General features: G+C 40.8%; 26 protein-coding genes. 6 read left to right on the forward strand and 20 right to left on the reverse strand.

Annotation, left to right across the window (positions count from 1 at the left end):
* Positions 1-76: 76 nt before the first annotated feature.
* The 10 genes from J2S10_RS20450 to J2S10_RS20495 form a co-directional block, all read right to left on the reverse strand.
* Positions 77-583, reverse strand: a complete 507-nt coding sequence (locus J2S10_RS20450; protein WP_307411595.1) for a hypothetical protein — start codon at positions 581-583, stop codon at positions 77-79.
* Positions 584-697: 114 nt separating this feature from the next.
* Complete coding sequence (gene ybaK, locus J2S10_RS20455; RefSeq protein WP_307411598.1) at positions 698-1,174, reverse strand: Cys-tRNA(Pro) deacylase; 477 nt, start codon at positions 1,172-1,174, stop codon at positions 698-700.
* A 361-nt stretch (positions 1,175-1,535) separates the two neighbouring features.
* The gene (locus J2S10_RS20460) at positions 1,536-2,243 is read right to left on the reverse strand and encodes an ABC transporter ATP-binding protein (protein WP_307411601.1); all 708 of its coding nucleotides are present in this window, start codon (positions 2,241-2,243) and stop codon (positions 1,536-1,538) included.
* Positions 2,243-3,022 carry an ABC transporter ATP-binding protein gene (locus tag J2S10_RS20465; protein WP_307411604.1) on the reverse strand — a complete coding sequence of 260 codons (780 nt, stop codon included), beginning with the start codon at positions 3,020-3,022 and terminating at the stop codon, positions 2,243-2,245. Before J2S10_RS20465 ends, J2S10_RS20460 begins: the two co-directional genes overlap by 1 nt.
* On the reverse strand, positions 2,997-3,971 hold the full coding sequence (locus J2S10_RS20470) for a branched-chain amino acid ABC transporter permease (protein ID WP_307411607.1): 975 nt from the start codon (positions 3,969-3,971) through the stop codon (positions 2,997-2,999). The genes J2S10_RS20465 and J2S10_RS20470 overlap by 26 nt, the downstream gene beginning before the upstream one ends.
* 14 nt (positions 3,972-3,985) lie before the next feature.
* Positions 3,986-4,864 (reverse strand): branched-chain amino acid ABC transporter permease, encoded by an 879-nt coding sequence (locus J2S10_RS20475; protein ID WP_307411610.1) that lies wholly within the window; start codon positions 4,862-4,864, stop codon positions 3,986-3,988.
* A gap of 160 nt (positions 4,865-5,024) precedes the next feature.
* Positions 5,025-6,209: an ABC transporter substrate-binding protein gene (locus tag J2S10_RS20480; RefSeq protein WP_307411613.1), complete on the reverse strand. Its 1,185-nt coding sequence runs from the start codon at positions 6,207-6,209 to the stop codon at positions 5,025-5,027.
* Between the two features lie 329 nt (positions 6,210-6,538).
* Positions 6,539-7,744 (reverse strand): MFS transporter, encoded by a 1,206-nt coding sequence (locus tag J2S10_RS20485; RefSeq protein WP_307411617.1) that lies wholly within the window; start codon positions 7,742-7,744, stop codon positions 6,539-6,541.
* 189 nt (positions 7,745-7,933) lie between these two features.
* Positions 7,934-8,941, reverse strand: coding sequence for an N-acetylmuramoyl-L-alanine amidase family protein (locus J2S10_RS20490; RefSeq protein WP_307411620.1), 1,008 nt, complete (start codon positions 8,939-8,941; stop codon positions 7,934-7,936).
* A gap of 133 nt (positions 8,942-9,074) precedes the next feature.
* A complete protein-coding gene (locus J2S10_RS20495) occupies positions 9,075-9,749 on the reverse strand; it encodes a hypothetical protein (protein ID WP_307411623.1) in 675 nt (224 codons plus the stop codon).
* Between the two features lie 336 nt (positions 9,750-10,085).
* Between J2S10_RS20495 and J2S10_RS20500 the strand changes: the two genes are divergently transcribed.
* Entirely contained in the window at positions 10,086-10,580 is a 495-nt protein-coding gene (locus J2S10_RS20500; RefSeq protein WP_307411626.1) for a hypothetical protein, read from the forward strand.
* A 49-nt stretch (positions 10,581-10,629) separates the two neighbouring features.
* On the opposite strand, the gene J2S10_RS20505 is transcribed toward J2S10_RS20500, so the two are convergent.
* The 6 genes from J2S10_RS20505 to J2S10_RS20530 all read right to left on the reverse strand — a co-directional run bounded on the left by J2S10_RS20505 (position 10,630) and on the right by J2S10_RS20530 (position 17,893).
* A complete protein-coding gene (locus tag J2S10_RS20505; protein WP_307411629.1) occupies positions 10,630-12,498 on the reverse strand; it encodes an ABC transporter ATP-binding protein in 1,869 nt (622 codons plus the stop codon).
* Entirely contained in the window at positions 12,499-14,226 is a 1,728-nt protein-coding gene (locus tag J2S10_RS20510; RefSeq protein ID WP_307411632.1) for an ABC transporter ATP-binding protein, read from the reverse strand.
* 164 nt (positions 14,227-14,390) lie between these two features.
* Positions 14,391-14,825: a DUF2269 family protein gene (locus J2S10_RS20515; RefSeq protein ID WP_307411635.1), complete on the reverse strand. Its 435-nt coding sequence runs from the start codon at positions 14,823-14,825 to the stop codon at positions 14,391-14,393.
* A gap of 17 nt (positions 14,826-14,842) precedes the next feature.
* Positions 14,843-15,193, reverse strand: a complete 351-nt coding sequence (locus J2S10_RS20520) for an ASCH domain-containing protein (protein WP_307411637.1) — start codon at positions 15,191-15,193, stop codon at positions 14,843-14,845.
* A 112-nt stretch (positions 15,194-15,305) separates the two neighbouring features.
* Positions 15,306-17,018 carry a GMC family oxidoreductase gene (locus J2S10_RS20525; protein ID WP_307411638.1) on the reverse strand — a complete coding sequence of 571 codons (1,713 nt, stop codon included), beginning with the start codon at positions 17,016-17,018 and terminating at the stop codon, positions 15,306-15,308.
* Positions 17,019-17,164: 146 nt separating this feature from the next.
* Positions 17,165-17,893, reverse strand: coding sequence for a gluconate 2-dehydrogenase subunit 3 family protein (locus tag J2S10_RS20530; protein WP_307411641.1), 729 nt, complete (start codon positions 17,891-17,893; stop codon positions 17,165-17,167).
* A 210-nt stretch (positions 17,894-18,103) separates the two neighbouring features.
* Here J2S10_RS20530 and J2S10_RS20535 point away from each other — a divergent pair, with 210 nt between their 5' ends.
* Positions 18,104-18,817: a hypothetical protein gene (locus J2S10_RS20535; protein ID WP_307411644.1), complete on the forward strand. Its 714-nt coding sequence runs from the start codon at positions 18,104-18,106 to the stop codon at positions 18,815-18,817.
* 155 nt (positions 18,818-18,972) lie between these two features.
* Positions 18,973-19,371, forward strand: coding sequence for a DoxX family protein (locus J2S10_RS20540; RefSeq protein ID WP_307411647.1), 399 nt, complete (start codon positions 18,973-18,975; stop codon positions 19,369-19,371).
* A gap of 213 nt (positions 19,372-19,584) precedes the next feature.
* On the opposite strand, the gene J2S10_RS20545 is transcribed toward J2S10_RS20540, so the two are convergent.
* From J2S10_RS20545 to J2S10_RS20560, 4 genes are read right to left on the reverse strand one after another with little or no spacing between them, the layout of a single operon-like run.
* Positions 19,585-20,382: an ABC transporter permease subunit gene (locus J2S10_RS20545; protein WP_307411650.1), complete on the reverse strand. Its 798-nt coding sequence runs from the start codon at positions 20,380-20,382 to the stop codon at positions 19,585-19,587.
* Positions 20,383-20,397: 15 nt separating this feature from the next.
* Positions 20,398-21,195, reverse strand: coding sequence for an ABC transporter permease subunit (locus J2S10_RS20550; protein ID WP_307411653.1), 798 nt, complete (start codon positions 21,193-21,195; stop codon positions 20,398-20,400).
* Positions 21,196-21,201: 6 nt separating this feature from the next.
* A complete protein-coding gene (locus J2S10_RS20555; RefSeq protein WP_307411656.1) occupies positions 21,202-22,086 on the reverse strand; it encodes an ABC transporter ATP-binding protein in 885 nt (294 codons plus the stop codon).
* Positions 22,087-22,098: 12 nt separating this feature from the next.
* Complete coding sequence (locus J2S10_RS20560; RefSeq protein WP_307411658.1) at positions 22,099-22,722, reverse strand: TetR/AcrR family transcriptional regulator; 624 nt, start codon at positions 22,720-22,722, stop codon at positions 22,099-22,101.
* Between the two features lie 218 nt (positions 22,723-22,940).
* Between J2S10_RS20560 and J2S10_RS20565 the strand changes: the two genes are divergently transcribed.
* The 3 genes from J2S10_RS20565 (at position 22,941) to pepT (ending at position 25,343) form a co-directional block, all read left to right on the forward strand.
* On the forward strand, positions 22,941-23,129 hold the full coding sequence (locus J2S10_RS20565; RefSeq protein ID WP_307411661.1) for a hypothetical protein: 189 nt from the start codon (positions 22,941-22,943) through the stop codon (positions 23,127-23,129).
* A 29-nt stretch (positions 23,130-23,158) separates the two neighbouring features.
* Entirely contained in the window at positions 23,159-23,908 is a 750-nt protein-coding gene (locus J2S10_RS20570; protein ID WP_307411664.1) for a nuclease-related domain-containing protein, read from the forward strand.
* 202 nt (positions 23,909-24,110) lie between these two features.
* Complete coding sequence (gene pepT / locus J2S10_RS20575; protein ID WP_307411667.1) at positions 24,111-25,343, forward strand: peptidase T; 1,233 nt, start codon at positions 24,111-24,113, stop codon at positions 25,341-25,343.
* Positions 25,344-25,375 lie beyond the last annotated feature (32 nt).

Below are 25,375 nucleotides of genomic sequence, written 5' to 3' on the forward strand. Positions count from 1 at the left end.
AAATTATCACCAAAAAACACCATTTCTCAATGGTGTTTTTTTACTGACATTATCTTAATTATACCCTTTGACTTCTTTAATGACAGCTAAAGGAACGGATCCTGCTTAAGTCCATACCGTAATATTCCCAGTTGTATCCCCGCCAACGGTAACCTGCCACAGATGTTCTACCGACATAGGTTGGATAATACCAGAAGCTCCTGCCATTATTTAACCAAATATAGGTGTATCGATAAAGGCAGTGGCGAATTCCTCCAGGGTCTACCGCATATAACCCTACAGTCTCATGCGGTATAATGGATGGCGGCGGCACGGTTGGCGGACCTCCGTGGTACTGTCCCCCTCCATATGGCGGATACCCATGGTGATCGTGATCTCCCGGATAACCGTGCGGGGGCGGCGGCGGATATCCATGATGTTGTCCTCCACCATGCTGCATTCCACCACCGTGTTGCGGCGGTGTTCCGTGCTGCATTCCTCCACCATGTTGCGCCGGAGGTCCATGCTGCATTTGCCGCAGATAATTTTCAGATGCTAATTCAGGCGTCCATACATAACCATAAGGATAATTGTAATAAGCCAAGGAAAAAATCCTCCTTCTATATGTTATCCCTCTAATGTATGCAAAACGCCTAAATTGGTGAGGTTTCCCTATCATATGCAACTGTCTTTCATAGGTGAATGCCCATGGAACATCTTACTTTAGGAGGTCGGCGAATTCAGCTTTGGTAAGTTCTTTTAAATGCTCAGGGTTAATAACCATTTGAATGCCAATTTTCCCGGCGCTGACGACGATTGAATCAAGCTGCAGGCTGCTTTCATCAAGAAAGGTTTGATATTCCTTTTTCATGCCGATGGGGGAGCAGCCGCCGCGGATGTACCCCGTCCATTTTTGGATATCCTTGACGGCAATCATTTCGACTTTCTTTTCACTGGCGGCTTTGGCTGCTTTTTTTAAATCCAATTCCGCCTCCACAGGGATAACAAAGACAAATAGGTTTTTGCTCGCCCCTTGAGCAACCAGCGTTTTATAAACTTCTTTTGGATTCCTGCCGATTTTCCCGGCAACAGAAATTCCATCAATTTTTCCATCCTTGTTATCGTATGTAAGCACCTCATATGAGATCTTTTTTGCATCAAGAATTCGTATTGCATTCGTTTTGATTTGTGCCATGTCCATCATCCTTCACAAAAAGATTATCTCCACTAATTATAACAAGATAAACTCAAAAAGGATGAACCCGAGTGATGTTCTAAGGAGATTCAAAACTGGATTTTTGAACAAAAAAAGAAGCTGCAGTATGCAGCCTCAGGCTGTCGAAAAACTTTCGATAGCCTTTTATTTTATCCATTTTCTATAATAATTCACCGCGTTAATTTGTTATAATATTATTAATATATAGTTTTCAACAGGCCAGTTAGCAGAGACAATAAATTAATAAAAATTCCATAATTTAGATTCAGACAAAATAAAAAATTGCCGAGAAAAATATCCTTTCTCGACAATCTGAAGCTGCTGTATGCAGCCTCTTTTTTTAATGCCCGCCCAGATATGCACTTCTAATCTGGTCGCTTTGATTAAGCTCTTCTGATGTTCCGGATAACACAATTTTTCCGGTTTCAATGACATAGGCACGGTCGGCAATCGATAGTGCCATGTTTGCGTTTTGCTCCACTAAAAGAATCGTTGTTCCGCTTTTATTGATTTCTTCAATAATCCGAAAAATAGTTTTAACCAAAAGCGGCGCAAGACCCATTGAAGGCTCGTCTAACAGCAATAACCGCGGGCGTGCCATCAAGGCACGGCCCATAGCAAGCATTTGCTGTTCACCGCCTGATAGAGTACCTGATAACTGCTTCTTTCGCTCAAGAAGGCGCGGAAAGAGCTGATAGACCTTTTCAAAATCCTCACGGATGCCTTGCTTATCTTTTCGTAAATAAGCCCCTAATTCAAGGTTTTCCTCAACCGTCATATTGGAAAAAACACGGCGGCCTTCAGGAACATGGGATAATCCCTGTTTTACAATTGCCTGTGCAACCTTTCCGGAAATCGATTGTCCTTCAAAGGTAATTTCGCCATTCTTCGGTTTAAGTAATCCGGAGATTGTTTGTAACAGCGTACTTTTACCGGCACCATTCGCACCGATAAGGGTAACAATTTCACCTTCATTTATCTCAAGGGAAACACCCTTCAATGCATGAATATTTCCATAGTAGACATTGATATCATTTATTTTTAGCATTATGAGACCTCCTCGCCAAGGTACGCTTTGATGACTTTTGGATTATTCCTAATCTGCTCCGGAGTACCCTCGGCAATCAACTGGCCGGAATCAAGTACATATATTCGTTCACACACTCCCATAACCAGAGGCATGTCATGTTCAATTAAAAGAATCGTTAAGGAGAATCTTTCACGAATTAACGCAATTAAGTTCATTAATTCTTCTGTTTCCTGCGGATTCATCCCTGCTGCAGGTTCATCCAGCAGCAACAATTTAGGGTTTGCTGCAAGGGCTCTGGCAATTTCAAGACGGCGCTGCTGTCCATATGGCAGGTTTTTCGCCTTTTCATGCATGAATGGCTCGAGCTTGAAAATTTTCAGGAATTCAATTGCCTTTTCCTCCATTTCCTTTTCACCGGAAAAGTGAGGAGGAAGGCGAAAAATGGAACTAATCATTGAATGCTTAGCAAGAGAATGGTAAGCAACCTTTACATTATCAAGAACAGATAATTCACTGAACAAACGAATGTTTTGGAACGTACGGCTAATTCCTTTTTTGGTAATTTTGTATGGTGCCAAGCCGTTTAATCTTTCATTGTCTAACTCAATGCTTCCCTCAGTAGGTACATAAACACCTGTTAGTAAATTGAAAAATGTCGTCTTACCGGCACCATTCGGACCGATAAGGCCAATCAATTCCCCTTGATTTAAATGAAGATTTACATCAGAGACAGCCTTTAATCCGCCAAAGCGAATTCCAACATTGTCAACTTTAAGCAACGGTTTGTTTGCTTTCATTTTGCGCTCCTCCTTTAACGGATTTACCACCTTTAAAGAATGAGGTCAATTCTTTTGTCCCTAACAATCCTTGCGGACGGTAAAGCATCATAACAATCAGCACAAGGCTGTAGATTATCATCCGTAATCCAGGGAAATCCTGCAGGTACGTTGAAATAATTGTTAATAGAATAGCAGCAATAACTGCACCTGACATACTTCCTAAACCGCCAAGGACAACAAAAATCAAAATATCAAATGATTTTAAGAAGCCAAAGTTTGTCGGTTGAATAATATAAAAGTTATGTGCATATAAGGCGCCCGCAATCCCGGCAAAAAATGCGCCGATCGCAAAGGCTGCTACTTTATAATACGTCGTGTTGATTCCCATGGCATCTGCCGCAATTTCATTCTCACGGATCGAGATACAGGCGCGTCCATGTGTTGAATTCGTAAAGTTCACAATTACAACGAGGGTTATGATTACACATGCAATGAGCCATGGCCATGTAGTTAGATGGGATACCGTCATACCGCTGGCTCCGCCTACATAATCAATATTTAAAAATACAATTCTAACAATCTCTCCAAAGCCAAGAGTAGCAATGGCAAGATAATCTCCTTTTAGACGAAGGGATGGGATCCCGATGATAAGACCTGCAACCGCAGCTGCTACCCCGCCTGCCAATAATGCCACCGGAAAGGGCAGCTGCAATTTCATTGTCATTATAGCGGAGGCATATGCCCCAACGGCGAGAAAGCCTGCATGTCCAATTGAAAATTGCCCTGTAATTCCAATAATTAAATGAAGACTGGCAGCAAGAATAATATTAATTCCGATAAAAATCAGCGTATTTACATAAAAGGGGTTCAGTATTTCTCCTGTGATTAGAAATTGCACCACTACTGAAAAAATAACGGCTAAAACGATTGAGCCCCAAAACCCTTTTGCTTTTTTGATAATAGTCATCGCTTAAGCCTCCCCTACACCTTTTCCCTGACATTTTTACCGAATAATCCTGCCGGGCGGAAAATTAAAATTAAGATCAGTACAACAAACGCTACGCCATCACGCCATAGCGAGTAGCCCAGTGCACTGACAAGGGACTCAATGACACCTAATACCAGGCCGCCTACCATTGCGCCCGGAATGATACCGATACCGCCTAGAACAGCGGCAACGAAGGCTTTAAGCCCCGGAATAATTCCCATTAACGGTTCAATTTTCGTATAGTACATTCCAAATATAACTCCAGCTGCGCCTGCAAGGGAGGAACCAATTGCAAATGTTGCAGAAATCGTATTATTTACGTTAATTCCCATTAATCTCGCTGCATCCATATCGTGTGATACGGCGCGCATTGCTTTTCCGATTTTTGTTTTATGAACAATAAACTGCAGTAAAATCATTAAGAAAACAGAAATCCCTAAAATCAATAACGATTGGCTGCTAATTTTTACCCCAAAAAGATTTAAGCTTGTATCGGGAACAACATTGCTTGGGTAAGCATTTGGCTGCGCACCGCGAACATAAATGGTTCCATATTCGATAAATAATGAAACGCCAATTGCCGTAATCAAAGCAGCAATCCTAGTTGCATTCCGTAAAGGCTTATAGGCAATCCTCTCAATCAGAACCCCTAATAAGGCACAAACTACCATCGAGATGATTAAAGCCAGGAAAAAATTCAAATGTAATGCAGAAATACAATAAAAGCCTATAAATGCACCAACCATGAAGACGTCTCCATGGGCAAAGTTGATCAATTTTACAATACCGTAAACCATTGTATAACCAAGGGCAATTAACGCATAAATACTGCCAAGGGAAACCCCGTTGACTAGCTGCTGTATCAGTTCCATGTCCTACACTCCTTATGAAAGGGCTGAAAAAGATGTTTACATCTTTAACTTTGATCATTATTCGGCTTAAGCTCTCCATCGACCGGAGCGCTTAACCTTTTTCTATAAATTGGAATAGGGAGACATAGATTCTCCCTATTCATTTTGTCCGCTATAAAATTTAAGGGTTTACCTTTGTGTTAAATACTTGTTTGCCGTCTTTGTATTCAAGAATTACAGCAGATTTAATCGGGTCATGGTTTTTGTCAAGTTTCATCGTTCCAGAAACAAGTTGAAGACCATCTGTTTTCGCAAGAGCTTCTTGAATTTTCTTCGGATCGCTTGAACCTGCACGTTTGATTGCATCTGCAAGTAAGTAAGCGGAATCATAACCTAAAGCATTGAACGCATCCGGTGATTTATCGCTGTATTTCGCTTTGAAAGCTTTTACGAAATCTTGTACCTTTTGATCGGAGTCTCCTGAAGAATAGTGGTTCGTGATATAGGTGTTATTTAATGGTGCATTACCGGCGATTTCTACCAGTTTAGGAGAATCCCAGCCGTCGCCGCCCATAAATGGAACGTTTAAGCCGATTTCACGGGCTTGCTTAAGAATTAAGCCTACTTCTTCGTAATATCCCGGTAGGTACACAAACGCAGGATTTTGCGCCTTAATACGTGTTAACGTTGCATGGAAATCAGTATCCTTCGCAACATATGCTTCTTCAGAAACGATGCTTCCGCCGTTTTTCTTAAATGCAGATTTAAAAGAAGCTGCAAGACCTTTCGCATAGTCGCTTGAGCTGTCAATTAATACTGCAGCAGTCTTAACATTTAATTTATTTGTTGCAAAGTTAGCTGCAACCGTACCTTGGAACGGGTCAATGAAGCAAGTACGGAAAACATAATCATTTAACTTGCCGTCTTTAACTGTTACTGTCGGGTTTGTTCCTGTTGGAGTCAATAAAGGAACCTTGTTATCTTGAGCAATTTGCACCTGTGCCAATGTGTTTGTACTTGTAGCGGCACCGATAATCGCTGAAACTTTATCCTGGCTGACAAGCTTGATTGCACCGTTTGTTGCTTCGGCTGCATCTGACTTATTGTCAACTTTGACCAATTCTATTTTCTTTCCGTTAATACCTTTTTTATTGATTTCATCCAAAGCCAGTTGGACTCCTTCTTCAATGGATTGTCCGTAAGAAGCAACCCCGCCGGAAAGTTCAAGATCTTCCCCGATTTTAATCGTTCCGCCATCCTTACCGCTGCTACTGCTGCTTCCGCTTGTCGCAGAACTACATCCTGCCATTACACCAGCTGTAACCAAAAGTGATGCAAAGATACTAGCTACCTTCTTCTTTCTCATGTTTAACCCCCTGTTTGTTTTTAATAGATTTTACAGTAAAATCTGCTTCCAATTATTTTACTGTTTTAAAAAAAGATAATATTCTGAAAACATTGTACCAAATTATTTTCCTATTCGTCTAGTAGTATTCTCCACTATTTTAATATAATTTAGAAAAAAATAAATATTTCGTTTTTTACTACCCCTATAGTGAATATATCCTGGGTTAGTGTAAAAAAATGGTTGACCTTGAGGATTTTCACATTTTAAAACATTTTTGTGAAAAAAATTTTTTTCACATTGATAAGAAAAAAAAGAGATTCCTGAATAGGAATCCCGCATGAAAAAAATTATACTAATTCTTTTCTTTTTGTTTCTTTTCCTAAAAATAGAACCGTGAATGCTCCTACCAGAACGGAAATACAAAAGATTGTAAAAATGATAGAAATTGATGTTTTTTGCGCTACCAGATAACCGACTACAAGCGGTCCCAGTACGCCGCCAATACGTCCAAATGAGGCAGCCAAACCGGCACCGGTACCGCGGATCATGGTCGGGTACTGCTCCGGTGTGTAGGCGTACAAGCCGCCCCAGGCCCCTAAATTAAAGAAGGACAAAAGAATTCCCGCTACCATTAATAAAGAGGTTGAATTAGCGGTACCAAAGAAATAGGCACTGATAGCGGTACCGATTAAATAAACAACTAATACGAATTTCCGCCCGAATTTTTCAATAAACCATGCAGCCGTAAAATACCCCGGTAATTGCGCTAGAGTCATGATCAAGACATATTCAAAGCTTTTAATCAAACTGAAGCCTTTCATGACCATTACGCTTGGAAGCCATAAGAACATTCCATAATACGAGAAGACGACGCAAAACCAAACAATCCATAGCATGGCAGTCTGGCGGCCATGTTCTTTCGACCACAATTTTGCTATACCCTGTAACACGGAGATTTTTTCCTTTTCCTTTGCCGCCGTAAAGCGGGGGGAGTCCGGTAGATCAAGTCTTAAATAAAGGGCATAAAGGGCGGGAATCGCACTGATAAGCATCGCAACCTGCCAGCCGTACTTTGGGATCACGAAATAAGAGATAAGGGCAGCAACCAGCCAGCCCCCTGCCCAAAAGCTTTCAAGCAGGACCACAATCCTTCCCCGCTTTTCCATCGGAACACTCTCAGAAACGAGCGTGGAGGCGACCGGAAGCTCTCCGCCGAGTCCCATGCCGATAATAAACCGAAAGACTAAGAAAATCGTTAAGGACGTGGCAAATGCGGATGCGCCGCTTCCGATTGAAAATAATAATAATGTAAGGATAAAGACATTTTTCCGGCCAATTCGGTCTGCCATTAAGCCAAAGAGCAGCGCACCGACTGCCATTCCAATCGAGTTGATACTTCCAATCCAGCCCATTTGTTCCGCTGATAAATTCCATTCTACTTTTAACGCAGCGATAATGAAGGAAAGCATCCCCACATCCATTGCATCAAACATCCAGCCCATCCCGGCAATTCCGAGCAATTTTCGGCCTGAAATTTCCTTTTTATTTCCCATAAATATCTCCTGCCTCATACCAATTATTGTATTATTATTCCCCAATTGTTGCTTTTTACAATAAGGGACGTACATCTACTAAACAATTTGTATTCTAGCAGTTGTCTTTACACTTGTCATCACGAATTCCGACAAAGCCTTCTTCTTTGTCAAAAAAAGAGAGAATGCTTTCGCACTCTCTCTTTTTGATTAATGAATCCATACTCCATCTTTACCGATTTTATATGAACCAATCTTCGTATTAACCGCCATATGTCCATCGCTGTATAGGTAGTACCATTTTTTCGATAATTGGATCCAACCTGTTTTCATTACACCGTTAGCATCCATGTAGTACCATTTATTGCCATCTAGAACCCAGCTATTTGTAACCATTGCACCTGATTTTTTATCCAGGAAGTACCATTTCTTACCGCTGTAAATCCAGCCTGTTTTCATCGTGCCGTCAGCATTAAGGAAGTACCATTTTGCTCCATCTTTAACCCAAGTGTTTGAAAGCATTGCGCCTGTCTTTTTATCAAGGAAATACCATTTACCGCCATATGAAAGCCAGCCTGTATTTTTTGTTCCTTGATCGTTGTAGTCATACCATTTGCCGTTTTCAAGCTTCCAGCCTTCTGTAACAATTGTTAAATTTGCAGTTGACTCATTTCCGCTTTTATCAACAGCATATAAAACGATATGATATGGAGATTTAGGCTCATAGTTTGAATCTGCAGTTGATTTTAGGTCTGATAGGGATTTGGAATCTATTAATGCAGCAGAGTCTCTTAACTCTTGTACGGTCATCAGATTGTTAGTTCCATCAGATGGAATATCCGCTCCACCATTCACTCTGCTTGCCCAGTTTACTAGCTTTGCCTTATCTAAATAAGCCACACCATTAGCAAACCGGATATCTAAATCATCGGGGCTGTTAAGATAAATCGGGTCATTTTTTTCAAAAATAGACAAAGTCCATGCAGTAGCAGAAGTTACTTGCAACTTGGAAATTTGAATATCTCCGGGAACCCCGACTAAATTTAAAGTATAGTTGTTATTAGAACCTGTCGCCTTAATTTCACCTTTATCCGTGGTAAAACTAATACCAGAGAGTACAGGTGCACCGCTTGTAGTTGCAGCGTAAGAAGCATTCGCCGGAAGCACTGCAAGTAAAAAAAGAAATAAAAAACTTGTAAATGCAATAATCTTTTTCACGTTAATCCTCCTATATGTAATTTTTAACTTTGCCAAAAATTAGCTAGTTTACCAGCTTAATAGTGAAACAACAGTCTCATTTTACATAAAAAGCCATTTTATTACAATATGTTTCAAAAATATTTCACAAACTTTAAAAATGTGCTATTGCCTTGTTCAATAAGGCCGATCGTCTTTCTTTTTTCAAGCTCATATACTGATCCTTGAGCGGTTGTGCAGCACTTGCACTATACCCCGAATTTTCTAAATCCTTCACGAGGGCCCCGTAAATATAATTAAACGAAGCATCCGTATCCGCTTCTAATTTTTTCGCCGCACCGTTGTATTTTGAATAGAAGTAAAAATAGGAAATATCTTCGCCGTTTGCCTTCTTTGTCTGATATTCACTAAATGCATAGGACATTAGTGTATTAATCTTTCCGTCAGCCTGGTTTTCAAGATTTTTAAATGTTAGCTGATATCTCGCAATAATCGCCGCTTCTGTAGGCTTCACAGTTGTGATTTGCTTGCCGATAGCAGTGGAGCCTGTATTAATTTGAGTTGTCCCGTTATCTGCTTCGCTTTTATCCTTTGAAGTTGCCAGTCCTCTGGTTTGAGAACCAGAATTGTTTACCTTAGCTTGTTTGCCAGCCGTACCCTGAATCGTTTTGTCATCAGGTAACTTAATCTTGTAATCATTTTTCACAATGGTGACCACTTTAGGATCATTTGTCTTATATTCTTTGATATTAAGAAAATAATAAATTGTCCCGGCCCCCGCGGCAACAAGCAACACAAAAATAGTTACAGTAATTTTCCATTTTTTCACGTTTGGATCATCCTTTTATTTTTTCAATAAAGCTACTTATACACATTATCATATTTTGGAATTATAGGGGCAATTAATAAAACAGAGGGATAAATTTACATTCGTGAATTATCTTTAAGAAGCTAAATAAAGTACTTACATTTTTATGGAATAATATTGTATTATTAAAATTGCAAGAATTTTTTCCCAGTATAAGAATGGGTTAATAAGAATTCATCTGCCAACCCCGGCATGCTACAATATTATTACTCACATTATTAGGATCCTTCTCTAAAGGAATCCACTGTCATTAACAACTTAGTTCCTGACACAAATTATAGCTTAGATATTTATGCAATGGATGCTTGGGATAATGTAAGCCTGAAACCTATTAAAGTGAACTTTAAAACAAAGACCGGCGGGAAGGGCTGGTACCAAAACAACTCGACCTGGTATTACTTCACTAACAGCGGAACAAAGTATACCGGATGGCTTTCCTATAACAAGAATTGGTATTATTTTGACCAAAGCCGCGGTGCGATGCAAACCGGCTGGGCCTTCATTAATGGTAAGTGGTATTTCTTCACTAAAGATGGGCAAATGAAGACCGGATGGGTAAAAGATGGAGGTAAGTGGTACTTCCTCGACAACAGCGGCGCGATGAAAACCAGCTGGCTTTATAACGGGAACAAATGGTATTTCTTTGATAATAGCGGCGTTATGAAATTAGGCTGGCTACAGCAAGGAAAGCAATGGTACTACTTTAAGCCCGATGGTTCAATGGTAACAAGCACGTATACGATTAGCGGGAAGGTTAATTATTTCCAACCAAATGGCGTATGGAAAAAATAACAACAAAAAGAGGTTGACTCATACAACGAGTCAACCTCTTTTTCCTTTTTTAATCAAGTGCACCTTCCACGTTCTTAAACTGGTTAAAGAACATGTTATAATATCGTCCCTGTTGATTCATTAAGCTATCATGATTGCCTTTTTCAAGAATTTGTCCCTGATCAATAACCATGATGGTGTCAGCATCACGGATCGTATTCAAGCGGTGGGCAATGATAAAGCTGGTGCGGTCCTCCATTAAGGTCAGCAATGCTTCTTGAATATGGAGCTCGGTACGTGTGTCGATGCTGCTCGTAGCCTCGTCTAAAATAAGTAACGATGGTTTCGCCAAGATTACCCTGGCAATCGCTAACAGCTGACGCTGCCCCTGACTGAGATTCCCGCCATTTTCTGATAGTTCTGTTTCATACCGGTTCGGCAGCCGGTTAATAAAACCATCGGCATTCGCCATTTTGGCTGCTTTTTCAACTTCCGCATCGGTTGCATTCGGTTTCCCGTACTTAATATTCTCTTTGATTGTACCTGAAAACAAATAAGTATCCTGAAGGACGAAGCCAAAGCATCTTCGTAAACTATCCCTTGAATATTCGCGAATATCGCGGCCATCAAGGAGGATTTTTCCGCTTGTAACATCGTAAAATCTCGTTAGTAGATTAACAATCGTTGTCTTGCCCGCACCGGTTGGGCCGACAAGTGCAGTACTGCTTCCGACCATTGATTCAAAGCTAATATTCTTTAAAATCGGTACATCCGGCCGATAACCAAAGCTGACATCTTCAAAAACGACATGCCCTTTTGGATTTTCCAATGCTACAGACCCCTGCAAATCGGCAATCTCCTCTTGCTCATCCAAAATTTCAAAGACCCGCTCAGCCCCGGCCACACCCGACTGCAAAACGTTAAAAATATTAGCCAGGTCATTCAGCGGTCTGACAAACTGCCTTGAGTAGGTAATGAAGCTCGCTATCACCCCAACCGTGACCAAACTTTTTACGGCAAGTATTCCTCCGACAACTGCGACAAGGGTAAAGCCAAGATTATTGATCACATTCATGATGGGCATAAGGAAGCCGGACCAAATTTGAGCCTTTAATCCAACATCACGAAGCAATGTATTCGCCTCTTCAAATTCCTCAATTACTTTTCCCTCATGATTAAATGCCTTTACTACTTCTATTCCCGAAACGGTTTCCTCAATATGTCCATTCAATTTCCCTAACTGGTCCTGTTGACCTTTAAACAAAACACTGGTCCTTTTAGCAATGGTACGTGTTAATAAAAAAACAAGGGGTACGGTAATGATGCTGGCTAATGTCAAGATGGGACTTAAAATGATCATCATAATTAACGATCCGAGAATGATAATAATACCGGACATTAACTGTGTCGTTGACTGGGAGATCGTATTGCTCACATTATCAATATCATTGGTAAATCTGCTCATCATTTCCCCGTGTGTACGCGTATCAAAAAAGGCAACAGGCAGCTTTTGCAATTTTTTAAAGAGATGATCTCTTAAATTCTTTACAATCCGTTGGGAAATCCCAGCCATTAACCAACCCTGTAAAAAGGTAAGAAGGGCATCTCCGAGATAGGCAGCCATGAGAATTATGATGGTCATTTCGAGTAATCCCAAATCAACCTTCCCTTTATGCAGACTCATGGCATCTACTGCTTTACCGATTAGGTAGGGGGCTGATAGAGTAAGTGCCGAATCGATGATAATAAACAGAAAAACAAACGTCAGCATGTTTCTTTCTTTCCCAAAGTAATCCCATAGCCTTCTTAATGTCCCTTTAAAGTTCTTTGGTTTTACAACCGGTCCTCTTCGAAAGGCTCCACCGCCAAAACCACCCGGTCTCCCCGGAGGGCCCGGCAGGGGCGGATTGTTATGTGTTTGTTCAGTACTCTTCGACATCTATAGCACCTCCTTACCAATTTGCGATTGGTAGATTTCCCGATAGACCCTACATTCGTGAATTAGTTCATCATGTGTGCCAACCCCGACGATTTCCCCTTGGTCCATTACAACGATTCTATCGGCATCGATAATCGATGTAATCCGCTGAGCAATGAGTAAACAAGTGAGTCCTTTTGCATAATTTTTTAAGGATTCTTTAATTTTTGCCTCTGTTGCCACGTCGACTGCACTTGTACTATCATCTAAAATCAAAATTTCAGGTTTTTTGACCAATGCTCTTGCGATTGAGAGCCGCTGCTTTTGACCGCCGGAAAAATTAACGCCGCCCTGACCAATGATTGTTCTGTAGCTTTCAGGTGAAGCAGCAATAAAGTCGTGAGCCCCGGCAATGGATGCTGCTGAAACAACTTCCTCATCACTGGCATCCTCTTTTCCCCAGCGAATGTTTTCTTCTACACTACCCGTGAAAAGAACTGTTTTTTGCGGAACAATCGCAATTTTTTCCCTTAGCCTTTTTGGACTGACATGACGAATATCTTCCCCATCCACTTTAATGGTTCCGGAGCATACATCATAAAAGCGGGGAATTAGCCCGACAAGCGAACTTTTTCCTGACCCGGTTGAACCAATAATTCCGACCGTTTCCCCTGGTAAGCAGGTGAGATTAATATTTTTTAAAATCGGTTCACCGCTTGTTCCGTCATAAGAAAACGAGACATTTTCAAAGTCAATTCTTCCTTTTTCGGTAGATAGCGGGGCGGCTTCACTTTTCCATGTTTGATTGTCAACCTTCAAAAATACCTCTCCAATTCTCACAGCTGATGTCCTTGCTCTTACAAACATGTTAAATACCATCGATATCATCATTAATGAAAATAATATTTGTGTCATATAGTTGGTAAATGCAATGATATGACCAACTTGAATATGGCCTGTATTAACTCCTAAGCCTCCAATCCACAGAACGACCACAATCCCCAGGTTAACGGTCAGCATTATAGAGGGACTGAAAATCGACATTAGACGATTAGCGGAAATGGATTGATCTCTAAATTGATTATTTGCCTTTGTGAATTTACTAACCTCGACATCAAAACGATTAAATGCTTTCACAACACGAACTCCGGATAAATATTCCCTCATCACACTGTTTACCCGGTCTAACGCCTTCTGAACGCGGGAGAAAAGCGGAAATCCCAATCTCATATTGAGGATGATTAACAATGCAACAATCGGCACAACGACCGCTAATACAACTGATAGCCGTAAATTTAATCTTGATGCCATGATTAACCCGCCAATTGCCAAGAGCGGAGCCTTCACAAAAACCCGCATTAAGCCATTCACAAATACCTGTACCTGTGTCACATCATTTGTTAACCGTGTAATTAAGGAAGCACGGTCAAACTGATCAATATTTCGAAAAGACAGGGTTTGAATTTTTTTAAACAAATCAGATCTAAGCTCAGTACCGAAATTTTGGGAGACAATACTTGCCACCACACTTCTTGTTGAAGCGGATACTGCCCCGAAGGCGGTAATAGCCAGCATTAGCCCGCCCATTTTTAACACATAATGGATGTCCTTCCCGGCAACGCCGATATCAATTATTTTAGACATGATTGTCGGCTGCAACAGGTCACAAAGTGCCTCGAAGGTTAGAAATAGTACAGCCACACTAAAGAGCTTCCAATACTTCCTTGCGTATTTGGATAAAAACTTCATGTATCGTTCACCCCTGCTTGTTAAAAATAATTCGGAAGTCGAAATGGAATACTCTCATTATAATTTCGTCCCTTGCGTTTAAACAAATTTTAACGCTAAAAAATAGGAACCTATTAAATTAAAAAAAGCAACAGCCCATTAATTTAGGCCATTGCTTAGCTTCATTACCAAAGAGCGGGTTTTGTGACCATAAACCAAAGCATCAATAGTAAAAGTAGGATGTAGGCAACGGTTGTCCAAGAAAGCTTTTTGACCAACTGTTCTCTTTCATGCCCAACTTCCATAAATTTCTTTAATAGGGGGGAGAATGCACGTGCCAGGAAAAAGAGCGAGCTCATCATGATGACAACCGTCATGACAATCCACGAGGTTTTCCATGTCCACGGCCCCAGCGCGACTAATAGAATGCCTGAAACAACCAAGACGTGACCTGCATGCTTCGTTAACCTGACAGCAAAACGGAAAGAATCGAGGTACACTTTTTGTACCTCGCCTTCCGCTTTACGTAGTTTTTTAGCCATCGGAATCAGCGCAAAAAACGGACCTATGGACATGATGACACTCAAAATATGTAAATACACAAGGAAGCGGTAGAACAAGTCCATGACATTCCTAATTAATCTTGAACAGGACGGAATTCATGTACCCAAACTCTCATTTGCGGCAGCCAAGGCATTCCCGGATGAAGGGAAAGAATAGACTGCTTATAGTCTTCAACCGTCTCGAAGCCCTCGCGGCGTGCATCAACATCCGTCAACTCGCCTAAGCTTTGCGAATAAACATTTTCCACCACAAACTTACGTCCTTCCAGGGTCATAATTTCACCGGGATCGGCATATCTTCCGTTCCTGCGTGTCGCTGTTTTTTCTCCTGAAAGCACCTTTTTAACATCCTCTTCGATTGTAACTAAGCGTTCAATTGAGCATGTTTTTGGCGGTAATGTATTGTTTTCATTTTGTAGATTCATTCGTTTCTCCTCCTTTATTAGAGTTTATTTTATCACATTTACACTATTGTTATCTCATTTTACTGACACGCATAGATTGAGAGCATTTAGTTGTAGCAGCCTGACATTTCACTTAAACGACCTGTCCGCCCTTATCATGGTATTTCATAATGCCCTCTGCTGCACGGTAGGCTAATGCACCAACGGTATCTGTCGGATTATAGCCGGAATTGTGAGAGAATGCTGATGCCCCTACCACAAATAGATTGTCAACATCCCACATTTGTAAATAATTATTTACTGCTGATGTCTGCGGGTCAGCGCCCATGATGATACCGCCTGTATTGTGTGTGGACTGGTAGGTTGTAATATCGTAGGGCCCAAGCTCTTTTAATGAATCAATATGGTCTGCACCCATTTCTTTTAAAATATCCGCACATTTGCCTGCAAGGAACGTGGCTAGATTTCGGTCCTGATTCTCGAAATCAAAGGTAATTCGAATTAACGGATCGCCATAGGCATCTTTATAGGTTGGGTCAAGGTCCAGATAGTGATGCTTAAAAGGCATTGAGGATCCCTGTGCCGCAACAGCTAAATAGCGATTGGCATATTTTAATGATTTGTCCTTAAATTCTTTCCCCCAAGTTGGTCCTCCCCCGGGTACAGCGTTATTTTGAATCGGCCTCATACCAGTTTGGGTATAGGAAACGATTCCGCCATGAATAAAGTCCAAATTTGAATGGTCAAAATTATCGCCATTGTAATCATCCAGGGTTACCCCTAATGCACCTGCACCGGCAAATGTATTAAATTCTTTATTGTTGAAAAATCCGACGGCATTCCCTTTGATGACCTGGTAGGCATAATTTTTCCCAATCACTCCCGTACCCGAAACCGGATTATACGGCTTGCCGATATTCGACATAAGTAAAAGCCGAAGGTTATTGAAAACATAGCTTGTTAATACAACAATATCCGCGGGCTGCTCAATCTCCTCACCTGTTGTAACATCCGTATACATGACACCGGTTACTTTGTTTCCTGTCTTTAAGATTCTTCTGACAATGGAATGGGTTCTGATTTCAAACTTACCGGTTTTTTTTGCCACGGGAATGACCGTTACAACAGGATCCGCTTTGGCACCGTACTCACAGCCGAACCGTTCGCAATAGGCACAATATTGACAGGCCGCTCGTTCGATGCCATCGGGATTTTTATATGACTGGGATAAATTTGCAGACGGCATCATATAAGGATGAAGATTCATTTTTTTCGTTGCATCTTCAAACATTTTCATGGCCGGTGATTTTTTCATCGGCGGGTTTGGATATTTATCAGAACGTTTTCCGCCAAGAGGATTTTCTTCACCTGAAATACCAGTAGTTTTCTCAAATTTATCATAGTATGGTTCCAGCTGATCATAAGTAATGCCCCAATCCTGAAGCGTCATTTCTGCAGGAATTTTATTTTTTCCATACTTTTCAATGGTTTTACTGCGAATTTCAAAATCGTAGGGAAGAAAACGGAAGGTTTGCCCATTCCAGTGGACACCGGAACCGCCTAAGCCGTCTCCAAGTAAAAACGAACCATATTGCCTCATTGGGAGGGCACGTACTTTTTCATTGCCTCTAAATGTAATCGTTTCTTTGGAAAGGTCCTGCATAAGGTCATAGCGCAGTGCATATCGAAGCTCATCATGGACCATGAAATAATCTTCGGTTTTTCTTTCTTTTCCCCGTTCCAAGCCAACTACTTGTAATCCTTGTTTCGTTAACTCGGAGGCAATTATTCCTCCGGCCCATCCTACACCGACAATAACAACATCGACTTTCGGTAATTTTCTCATGTTTCCACCTCTTTGTACTTTGAATATTGTCCAGCTCCACAAGAGTAAGCTTCGGAAGCGATACTTCACACGAAGGAAAAGCGTTATCTTTTCCGAGGAGCGCCCAGCGACTAGTGTACTTCGCTAAACGGGCGCTTCCGCTTTTCCTAGTGACCCATATGATTTTGTAAGCTTTGCGGCTTAATTTTCTTAAAGTCCTTATCAATAATCTGGGCATAGGCCATTTGACTTCCAGGATAATTTCGCATTTTCCAGCCGTCCATGTTTTTATTTCCGCCGTATAATGGATCACTGTAAACGCCCTCTAAAGTAACGCTCCGCAGCATTTGGAAAAATCCACTTGGGGAAATGGTTGTTACATTCACTTTATCTCCCTCAAAGTCTTTAAGAATTGCATCTTGTTCATCCCCTTTTAAGTCGGTGAAGTTTTTCTTATAAACGGCCATACTGTGGTTTTGAATTTCCCTTAAGGCAATATCAAACACATCTCTCCGTTTTAAGCGTCCTTGGTAGCCTTGGACCTTCTCACCCACAAAAAAAGGTGCCTGCATATATTCTCTGGCATTGAATCCCCAATCACCGGAAAGCTGGTGGTCAATGAAAAAGGCTACACCCAATGCTTTTGCCCCCGGGCCATGTTGGTCTGAGGGAAAAATACGTTCCGTAGCGGCTTCGACAATGCGAAATTGTTCAGGCGTAAAATACATTAATGCCTGATTGAAATTTTCAGCTTTCTCATTTTTTTTCGCAATCCCTAAAGGAATTAGGCTGCCCAAAACACCGCCAACGGCCAGCCCCCCAACGGTATAACCGGTATTACGGATAAATTTCCTTCTCGATAATGATTCTGGATTTTCTTTGTTTTCTTCCGTCATGCTGGTACCTCCAGAGTAAAATTCGACATAATTAGTAAATTTTCGGCAATTTCCCTGCTTGTGATTTTATTATGTTCCCAAAATAATCCATTCATACTTAGAAAAGGAAAAGGAAACAGTAAAAGAAAAGCGAGGTAACGCTCCGCTGCAAAATCTCATTGAGGAAGACAGTTAGGCATGTTTAAAGCTAAACATTTAAGGAGGTTACTAATGATGAAGAGGAAACGGATCGTTTGGTGTACGCCATTTATTGGCGCATTTCTTGTGCTTACGGCGTGTACAGGGCAACAAAGCATGCAGGAAAATCAGGTAGGAGCAGCCAATCTTGATTTTCATGACAAAACCGTAAATCAAAAAGGAAATAGCCATGTTCACGGCCAAAATGCTAGTGTAAATGTCATTCCGAGCATTGACCGAACAAAGAAAAAAACAACGAATGAAAAAGATACGACAACAAGCGGACTTGGAACAAATGTCTACAGTCTGATTGGCAGCTCCGGCTTACATGATGGCGGTATTTCTTCCCACTTGGAATCACGCCTTTCTAGTCAAGGAATACCGGGCATAAAAGTATTTGTGCTTGATGACACCATCATACTCGCACGGGCACAACCGCAAACGACCTCAACCAGCTATGATGAAATGCAAAGCAAGGTATTAAGCAATACTTCGGGAGCTTCGGGAAAAGGGGATTATAAAGGGGTTAACCCGAACAAACTGAATAATACGGAAGATAATTTGGACAAAGCGAAGGCACTTATGAGCAAGGCGTTTAACGGTCAAGTACAAATCCTGACGATTACAAACCCGCAAGCACTTCCGTTAATTGATGGAATTAAAGCAAATATCAAGTCAGCCACACCTTCATACAGCAAGCTAACCAGCGATATCAATATACTTGTACAAATGACAAGAGAAAAATAGGAATAAGAGCAAGCATCCGTTTAGCGAAGTACACTAGTTCCTGTGCCCTGGAGTTTGACATTTCTCAAAGTCAAAATTTATACTTATCTTTCTAAGATACGGCAGGCGATAACTGCTTTCCTATTGTTAAATAGTAACCGGAAGAAGGTAAGTGAATGGCGGATATTGGTTTATTAATCATTCGATTAGTAGTAGGTTTAACCTTTGTTGGACACGGGGCTCAGAAGCTATTTGGATGGTTTGGCGGTACGGGGATTAACAAAACCGGGGAATGGCTTGAATCAATTGGTATAAAGACCGGTGCGAAAATATGGGCTACACTCGCGGGCATATTTGAGTTGATCGGCGGGCTGCTCTTTGCCACCGGCATCCTTTCTTGGCTCGGGGCTATTATGATTGTCATCGTTATGATTGACGCTATTTTTACAGTTCATGGAAAAAACGGTTATTGGATGACAAATGGTGGATATGAATATAATATGGTCCTGATAGCAGTAGTAATAGGGGTTGCTCTTATAGGACCCGGGCAATTTGTTTTGCTCTATAAACTATAAGAAAAGCGCAAGCGCCCGTTTAGCGACGTATGGACTGGAGCACACCGTATGAGATAAAGGAAACACGAATCGCGTTTTTTGCGATTCGATGTTGACTTATCGTAAGGAGGTGAGCGAAGTACACTAGTCGCTGGGCGCTGGAACTGGACAATTCTCAAAGTCAAAAATTTATACATTCTTATCTTTTAAAAAAAGACCAAATCGGTCTTTTTTTTATACTGTTAAATCTCTTTTTTTATAAAACACATAGGTAATAACTAAAAGTGCGGCAATCAAAACGAAGGATAGAGCGACAAAGACTGTGTCTAATCCACCGCCAAGCATAATATTTTTCGCTTCAAAATATTTAAATGGGGTAAAGTATTTTAAGCCTGTCAAATTCTCATTCAAATCAATAACAATCGACAACATGTATGTGAGCAAAAGGATGCCGGTTGCCAATGATGCTGCAGTTTTCGGTTTCCTTTTTACAGCAGCGAGTGCGCTGCCAATGACCATAAACAAGATTTGTAAAATGAACATTCCCGCCATTAACATGGCGATATCACCATTAACCGCTTCACCGTGATTGTATTTTCCGATGAGAATAATCGACGAAGCATAGGTTACGAGATTAAAGATCAAGATATTCGTGAAGGCTGCCGATAATTTTGCGGTAATGATGGTACTTCTTGAAACCGGCTTTACAAATAAAAACTCAGACGTTTTGTCCCGCTCTTCTTTGGCAATAATCGTTGCTCCAAGCATCGCAGCATGGATGGTCGCCATTAAGAGCAAATAAAGAAACAGCATGGCATAATAGCCGCTAACCTTTGATAAATCCATGGCACTGATACCTAAAACCGCACGCAGCGATTTCGGGAGATCGGCCATCAGATCATTTATTGATTGGCCCGATGACGAATAGGCCGCATATTTCGCCATTCCGGATGCAACCATTAGGAAGACACCGATGCTCCAAAACAGAAGCGATTTTCGATGAGACTTCAATTCTTTTAAAAATATATTCATGACCAATCCCCTCCATTAAACAGCATGGATATCCTTTTTAACATAAACAACATAACTCGCCGTGATAGCCAGCACAATGATGACGGCACCAACGATTAAAAACGAAGCTTCATAGCCGGAATGTTTCATAATATAGGCGGTATCAAAATATTTAAACGGCGAAAGATATCGTTTCGCTTCATCGCCGGTCGCGCCGCTAAACATACCGAGAAAATAGAATGCAAAGACAGTGCCGAGTGAGACTGTCAACACTGATTTAATTTTAGGCACAATAACGGAAACAATAATTCCTAATGCCAGGAAAATCAGCTGAATAAAAAACATCGTGAGTGAAAGCATGATAAACAGTTTGAAGCTAAAACCCTCTGTCTTGACTTGATTTGCCATGATGAGCGCCGCCGTTAAATAAACAATATTCGTGATAACGATGGAAACCAATGCTGCCAGCAGCTTAGCTGTCAAAACTGTTGTGCGGGTAACAGGCTTTGTTAACAGAAAATCTGCTGTTTTTTCACGGACTTCCTTGCTGACAATGGCAGTCCCTAAATTCATAGCCTGTATGGCGCCGCAAAGCGTAATAAAAGATAATGGGAAGCAATAGAAGCCCAAAATAGTAAAGAAATTTCCCAGATTTAATCCTAATGCATTTTTTATCGCCGCCGGATAACCTTCGAGTATTTTTTTAAACGCCTCCGTATCCTTTGCGAATGAATGATAAAACGACATAAATAAAACGACAATCAACACTAAGGATATGGACCAAATGAGCGTCGATTTCCGATAAGCTCTCAACTCATGTAGAAATATATTCATAGCTTCTTAGGCCTCCTTTTCGTAGTAATGCATAAAGATCTCCTCAAGGTCCGGCTCTTCAATCCAAAGATTGGCGATTTCAATATCAGCAATCTTTTTCATCACATCATTGATATTTCCTCTAAATAAAAAGCTGGTAACGTTATCCTTTACCTCTAAATTATTGACACCGCTGATATTGAAGAAATCCTTGTCAAGGTGGGCTCTTGTTTCAATTTTGAACTTTTTATAGTTGTTTTCTTGCAGCGTACTAATTTTTTCAACCGTCACAATTTTACCTTCTTTAATGATCGCCACACGATTACATAACCGTTGGACTTCACTTAAAATATGGGAAGAAAATAGGATCGTAGCGCCTTTTTTATTCTCAAACTCTAGTAATTCAAAGAATTTTTGCTGCATTAATGGATCCAGCCCGCTCGTCGGTTCATCTAAAATAATCAGCTTCGGTTCGTGGAGCAGTCCTTGCACAATCCCAACCTTCTTTTTGTTACCCAATGAGAGGTCATCAATTTTTTTACCCAGATCCAAATCCATGATTTCCGCTAATTCTTTGATTCTTTTACTGCAATCCTTCTTATAAAAACTCGCTGAGTACTTTAATAGGTCCTTTACCTTCATATTGTCGTAATAAAACACTTCTGATGGCAAATAGCCAATTTCTTTTTTAATTTCAGGTGCAAACTGAACGCAGTCTTTTCCAAAAATCGTAGCGCTGCCGCTTGTAGGGTAAATTAGTGATAACAGCGTGCGAATCGTGGTTGATTTTCCGGCTCCATTCGGGCCGATGAATCCGAAAATCTCACCTTCTTCGACATGAAAGCTGATGTTGGAAATCCCTCTTGCTTTGCCGTAAGTTTTCGTCAGATTGTTAATCTCAATCACATTCATTTCTTACCCCTCCTATTTATAAAAAGCTTTGGTTAAGACTTCAAAATACTCTTCAGCTTCTTTACTGATTTTTTGATAATCAATTTGGTGTGTAGGTGATAACTTTGCTTTCTGAAGCTCCTCTTCACTCAATTTTTCAAAGGTATAACTGATAATCTTTAAGATTTTTTTGATATCCATATCCTCTCTAAATTTAGAAAGATCAATGCCCTCGTAAATTTTACCGAGATTGATATCATTCAGTTCCTTTATTTTCTTTTCTAATTCAGCCTTTACATCTATTGAGTCTTCAAAATAGGCTTCTTCGATAAATTTAAAGATTTCCGGGTATTTGTTTAGTAAATCCATTTTGATTAATACCGCCTGACGGATTCGGTTAAAAAAGTCCCGTTCCGCCAAGTCGATCTTTTTGTAAAATTCATCGGCAATCGTCTCGTAACAATAATCAAACAGAAATAAATACATAAGCTTTTTATTGCCGAAATAATGAAACAGTAATCCCTTCGATATTTCGGCTTCTTTGACAATTTCGTTTGTCGATGCCTTATCATATCCTTTCTGGGCAAATTCTTTTATTGCTGCATTTATGATTCGATCTTGTTTTTCCGTTTCTAGGTTAAGAAATTTGGTAAACATCCTGGCAGCCCCTTTCTTAAAGCTGTTGACCACATCAGTCAATGATAGTGTAACTCCATTGACCTATATGGTCAATAGCTGACAAGCTTTATTTTTTACAAAAATATGAATTTCCTTTTGTGGTAATAGTATGGTTTTTCGGGATGTGCTACGATGCATGTGAAAGGGTATTTTTACGGAGGTGAAGAACCATTAATGTTAAAGACAGGGATCCATCATTGACTTTAGAAGGTTTAATTTCCGCTCAAGATCGGTTGTCCCCAGGTCAACATGCTCACATTCTATTAGCGGCTAAACAAGCGTCAGTAGAAGCCGGTATTGGCGGGGAGGATAGAGTAGCTGAGATCTTCCGGAAGCATTCATTTCCATTTGAACATCCCATTTTTCACGTTTATCTCCCTCTTTAGATGAAAAATTTCAACTTGACACCTTTTATTTGACTCCTTGGTATGGTGCCGTTTTAGAAGTAAAAAATATTGGCGGCGTCCTGGAGTTCAGGGACAATCCTCCTCAGTTAATCCGAACGAGAGAGGATGGACACAAGGATGGGTTTGAAAGCCCTGTCGTCCAATTGGAACGTAATTGCGAATTATTGAAGGAATGGCTTATGCGCCGAAGTATCCATCTCCCCATTTACGGTGCCGTTGTTCTGGCCTACCCAAAACAAATTGTTGCCGTTTCCCCGGCGAAAACCAAACTTTTATTCCCTAACCTAATTCCCTCCTTTATTAGAAGCATCCCGCAGCAAGGAAAAAAGTTAGATAAAGAGACTTTTGATTGGGTTTCAGCTGACCTTGTTAAAAGTCATCAAATTTTCATTCCGAAACCGATTTGTGAGACTTACGATATTCCTTTTAGTGAATTTAAAACAGGGGTTAGGTGTGAGGCGTGCGGTAGGATCAGGATGGTTAAGCTCCCGAGGACGTGGTATTGCCCACATTGCAAGGTGACGAATAGCCAGGCTCATTTTAAGACCTTACGGGAGTGGTTTTTAATTTTTAAGAGGAACATCACGAATAGAGAGTGCCGGGATTTTTTGCAAATAAATGATATTCAAGTCGCCAAACGTATTTTACAAATGATGAATTGGCAAAGCCAAGGGACATTTCGAAACCGGTTATACATTATGGATTTATGTAACGGTAATACAAGTCAAAACAAGGAAGCACTTACCCTCCGACAGTAATGCGTGCTCATCCAACAGTTATGAGTCTCTCCGACAGTTATACATGCTTTTGCGACAGTATCGCAGCCCTATCCGACAGTATCACATCCTTATCCGACAGTTACTACTTTCTAAAATAACGATTTTTCTTAAAAACGTGTAACCGCTCTCTCAGAGTGATATGATAAGCATGAAAAAACCACTATAGGGGAGTGTAGTAACCATGAAAAATGAACTCATTGAAAGATTTACTTCCTATGTTAAAGTCGACACGCAATCTAATGACAGCAGCGAGACTTGTCCTTCAACACCCGGGCAACTGACGCTTGCTCGCATGCTTGTCGATGAATTGAAAGCTATCGGTATGCAAGAAGTCACGATGGATGAGAATGGGTATGTAATGGCCACCTTACCTTCCAACACTGAAAAGTCCGTACCAACCATCGGATTTTTAGCCCATGTTGATACAGCAACCGATTTTACCGGTAAAAATGTGAAGCCGCAAATCGTCGAAAACTATGATGGAAATGACATTGTTTTAAACGAAGCTTTAAAGGTCGTTATGACTACAAAGGATTTTCCAAACCTGCCGCAATATAAAGGACATACACTGATAACAACAGACGGTACGACACTTCTTGGAGCCGATAACAAAGCAGGCATTACCGAAATCATGACGGCAATGGCTTATTTGATTAAACATCCTGAAATCAAGCACGGTAAGGTCCGCGTTGCGTTCACACCGGATGAAGAGATTGGCAGGGGACCTCATAAGTTTGACGTTGCGGCCTTCAATGCTACATATGCATACACAGTCGACGGTGGTCCGCTAGGAGAATTGGAATACGAAAGCTTTAATGCGGCATCAGCTAAAATCACGATTAAAGGGAACAATATTCATCCCGGTTCAGCGAAAAACAAAATGGTGAACTCTACGAAAATTGCGATGGAGCTCAACAGCAAACTTCCAAAAGAAGAAGCACCGGAATATACCGAGGGATATGAAGGCTTCTACCACCTAATTTCCTTTAATGGCGATGTCGAGCAAACAAAGCTTTACTATATTATCAGGGACTTTGATAGAGAAAAATTCAATCAGAGGAAAACAACAATTGAAAACGTTGTTAATGAGCTGCAAGCAAAATACGGAAAAGACAATATTCTTCTTGAATTGAAGGATCAATATTACAACATGAGGGAAAAAATTGAGCCTGTTAAGGAAATTGTCGATATTGCTTATGAAGCCATGAAAAACTTGGATATTGAGCCGGACATTAAGCCAATTCGCGGCGGCACCGACGGTTCACAGCTTTCCTATATGGGGCTGCCGACGCCAAATATTTTTACAGGCGGAGAAAACTACCATGGAAAGTTCGAGTTTATCTCTGTTGATAATATGATCAAAGCCACAAACGTTGTGGTTGAAATTACCCGTCTTTTTGAACAAAAAGCATAAAAAATAAAAGCTAACCCACGGGTTAGCTTTTT

The sequence above is a fragment of the Neobacillus ginsengisoli genome, assembly GCF_030813055.1.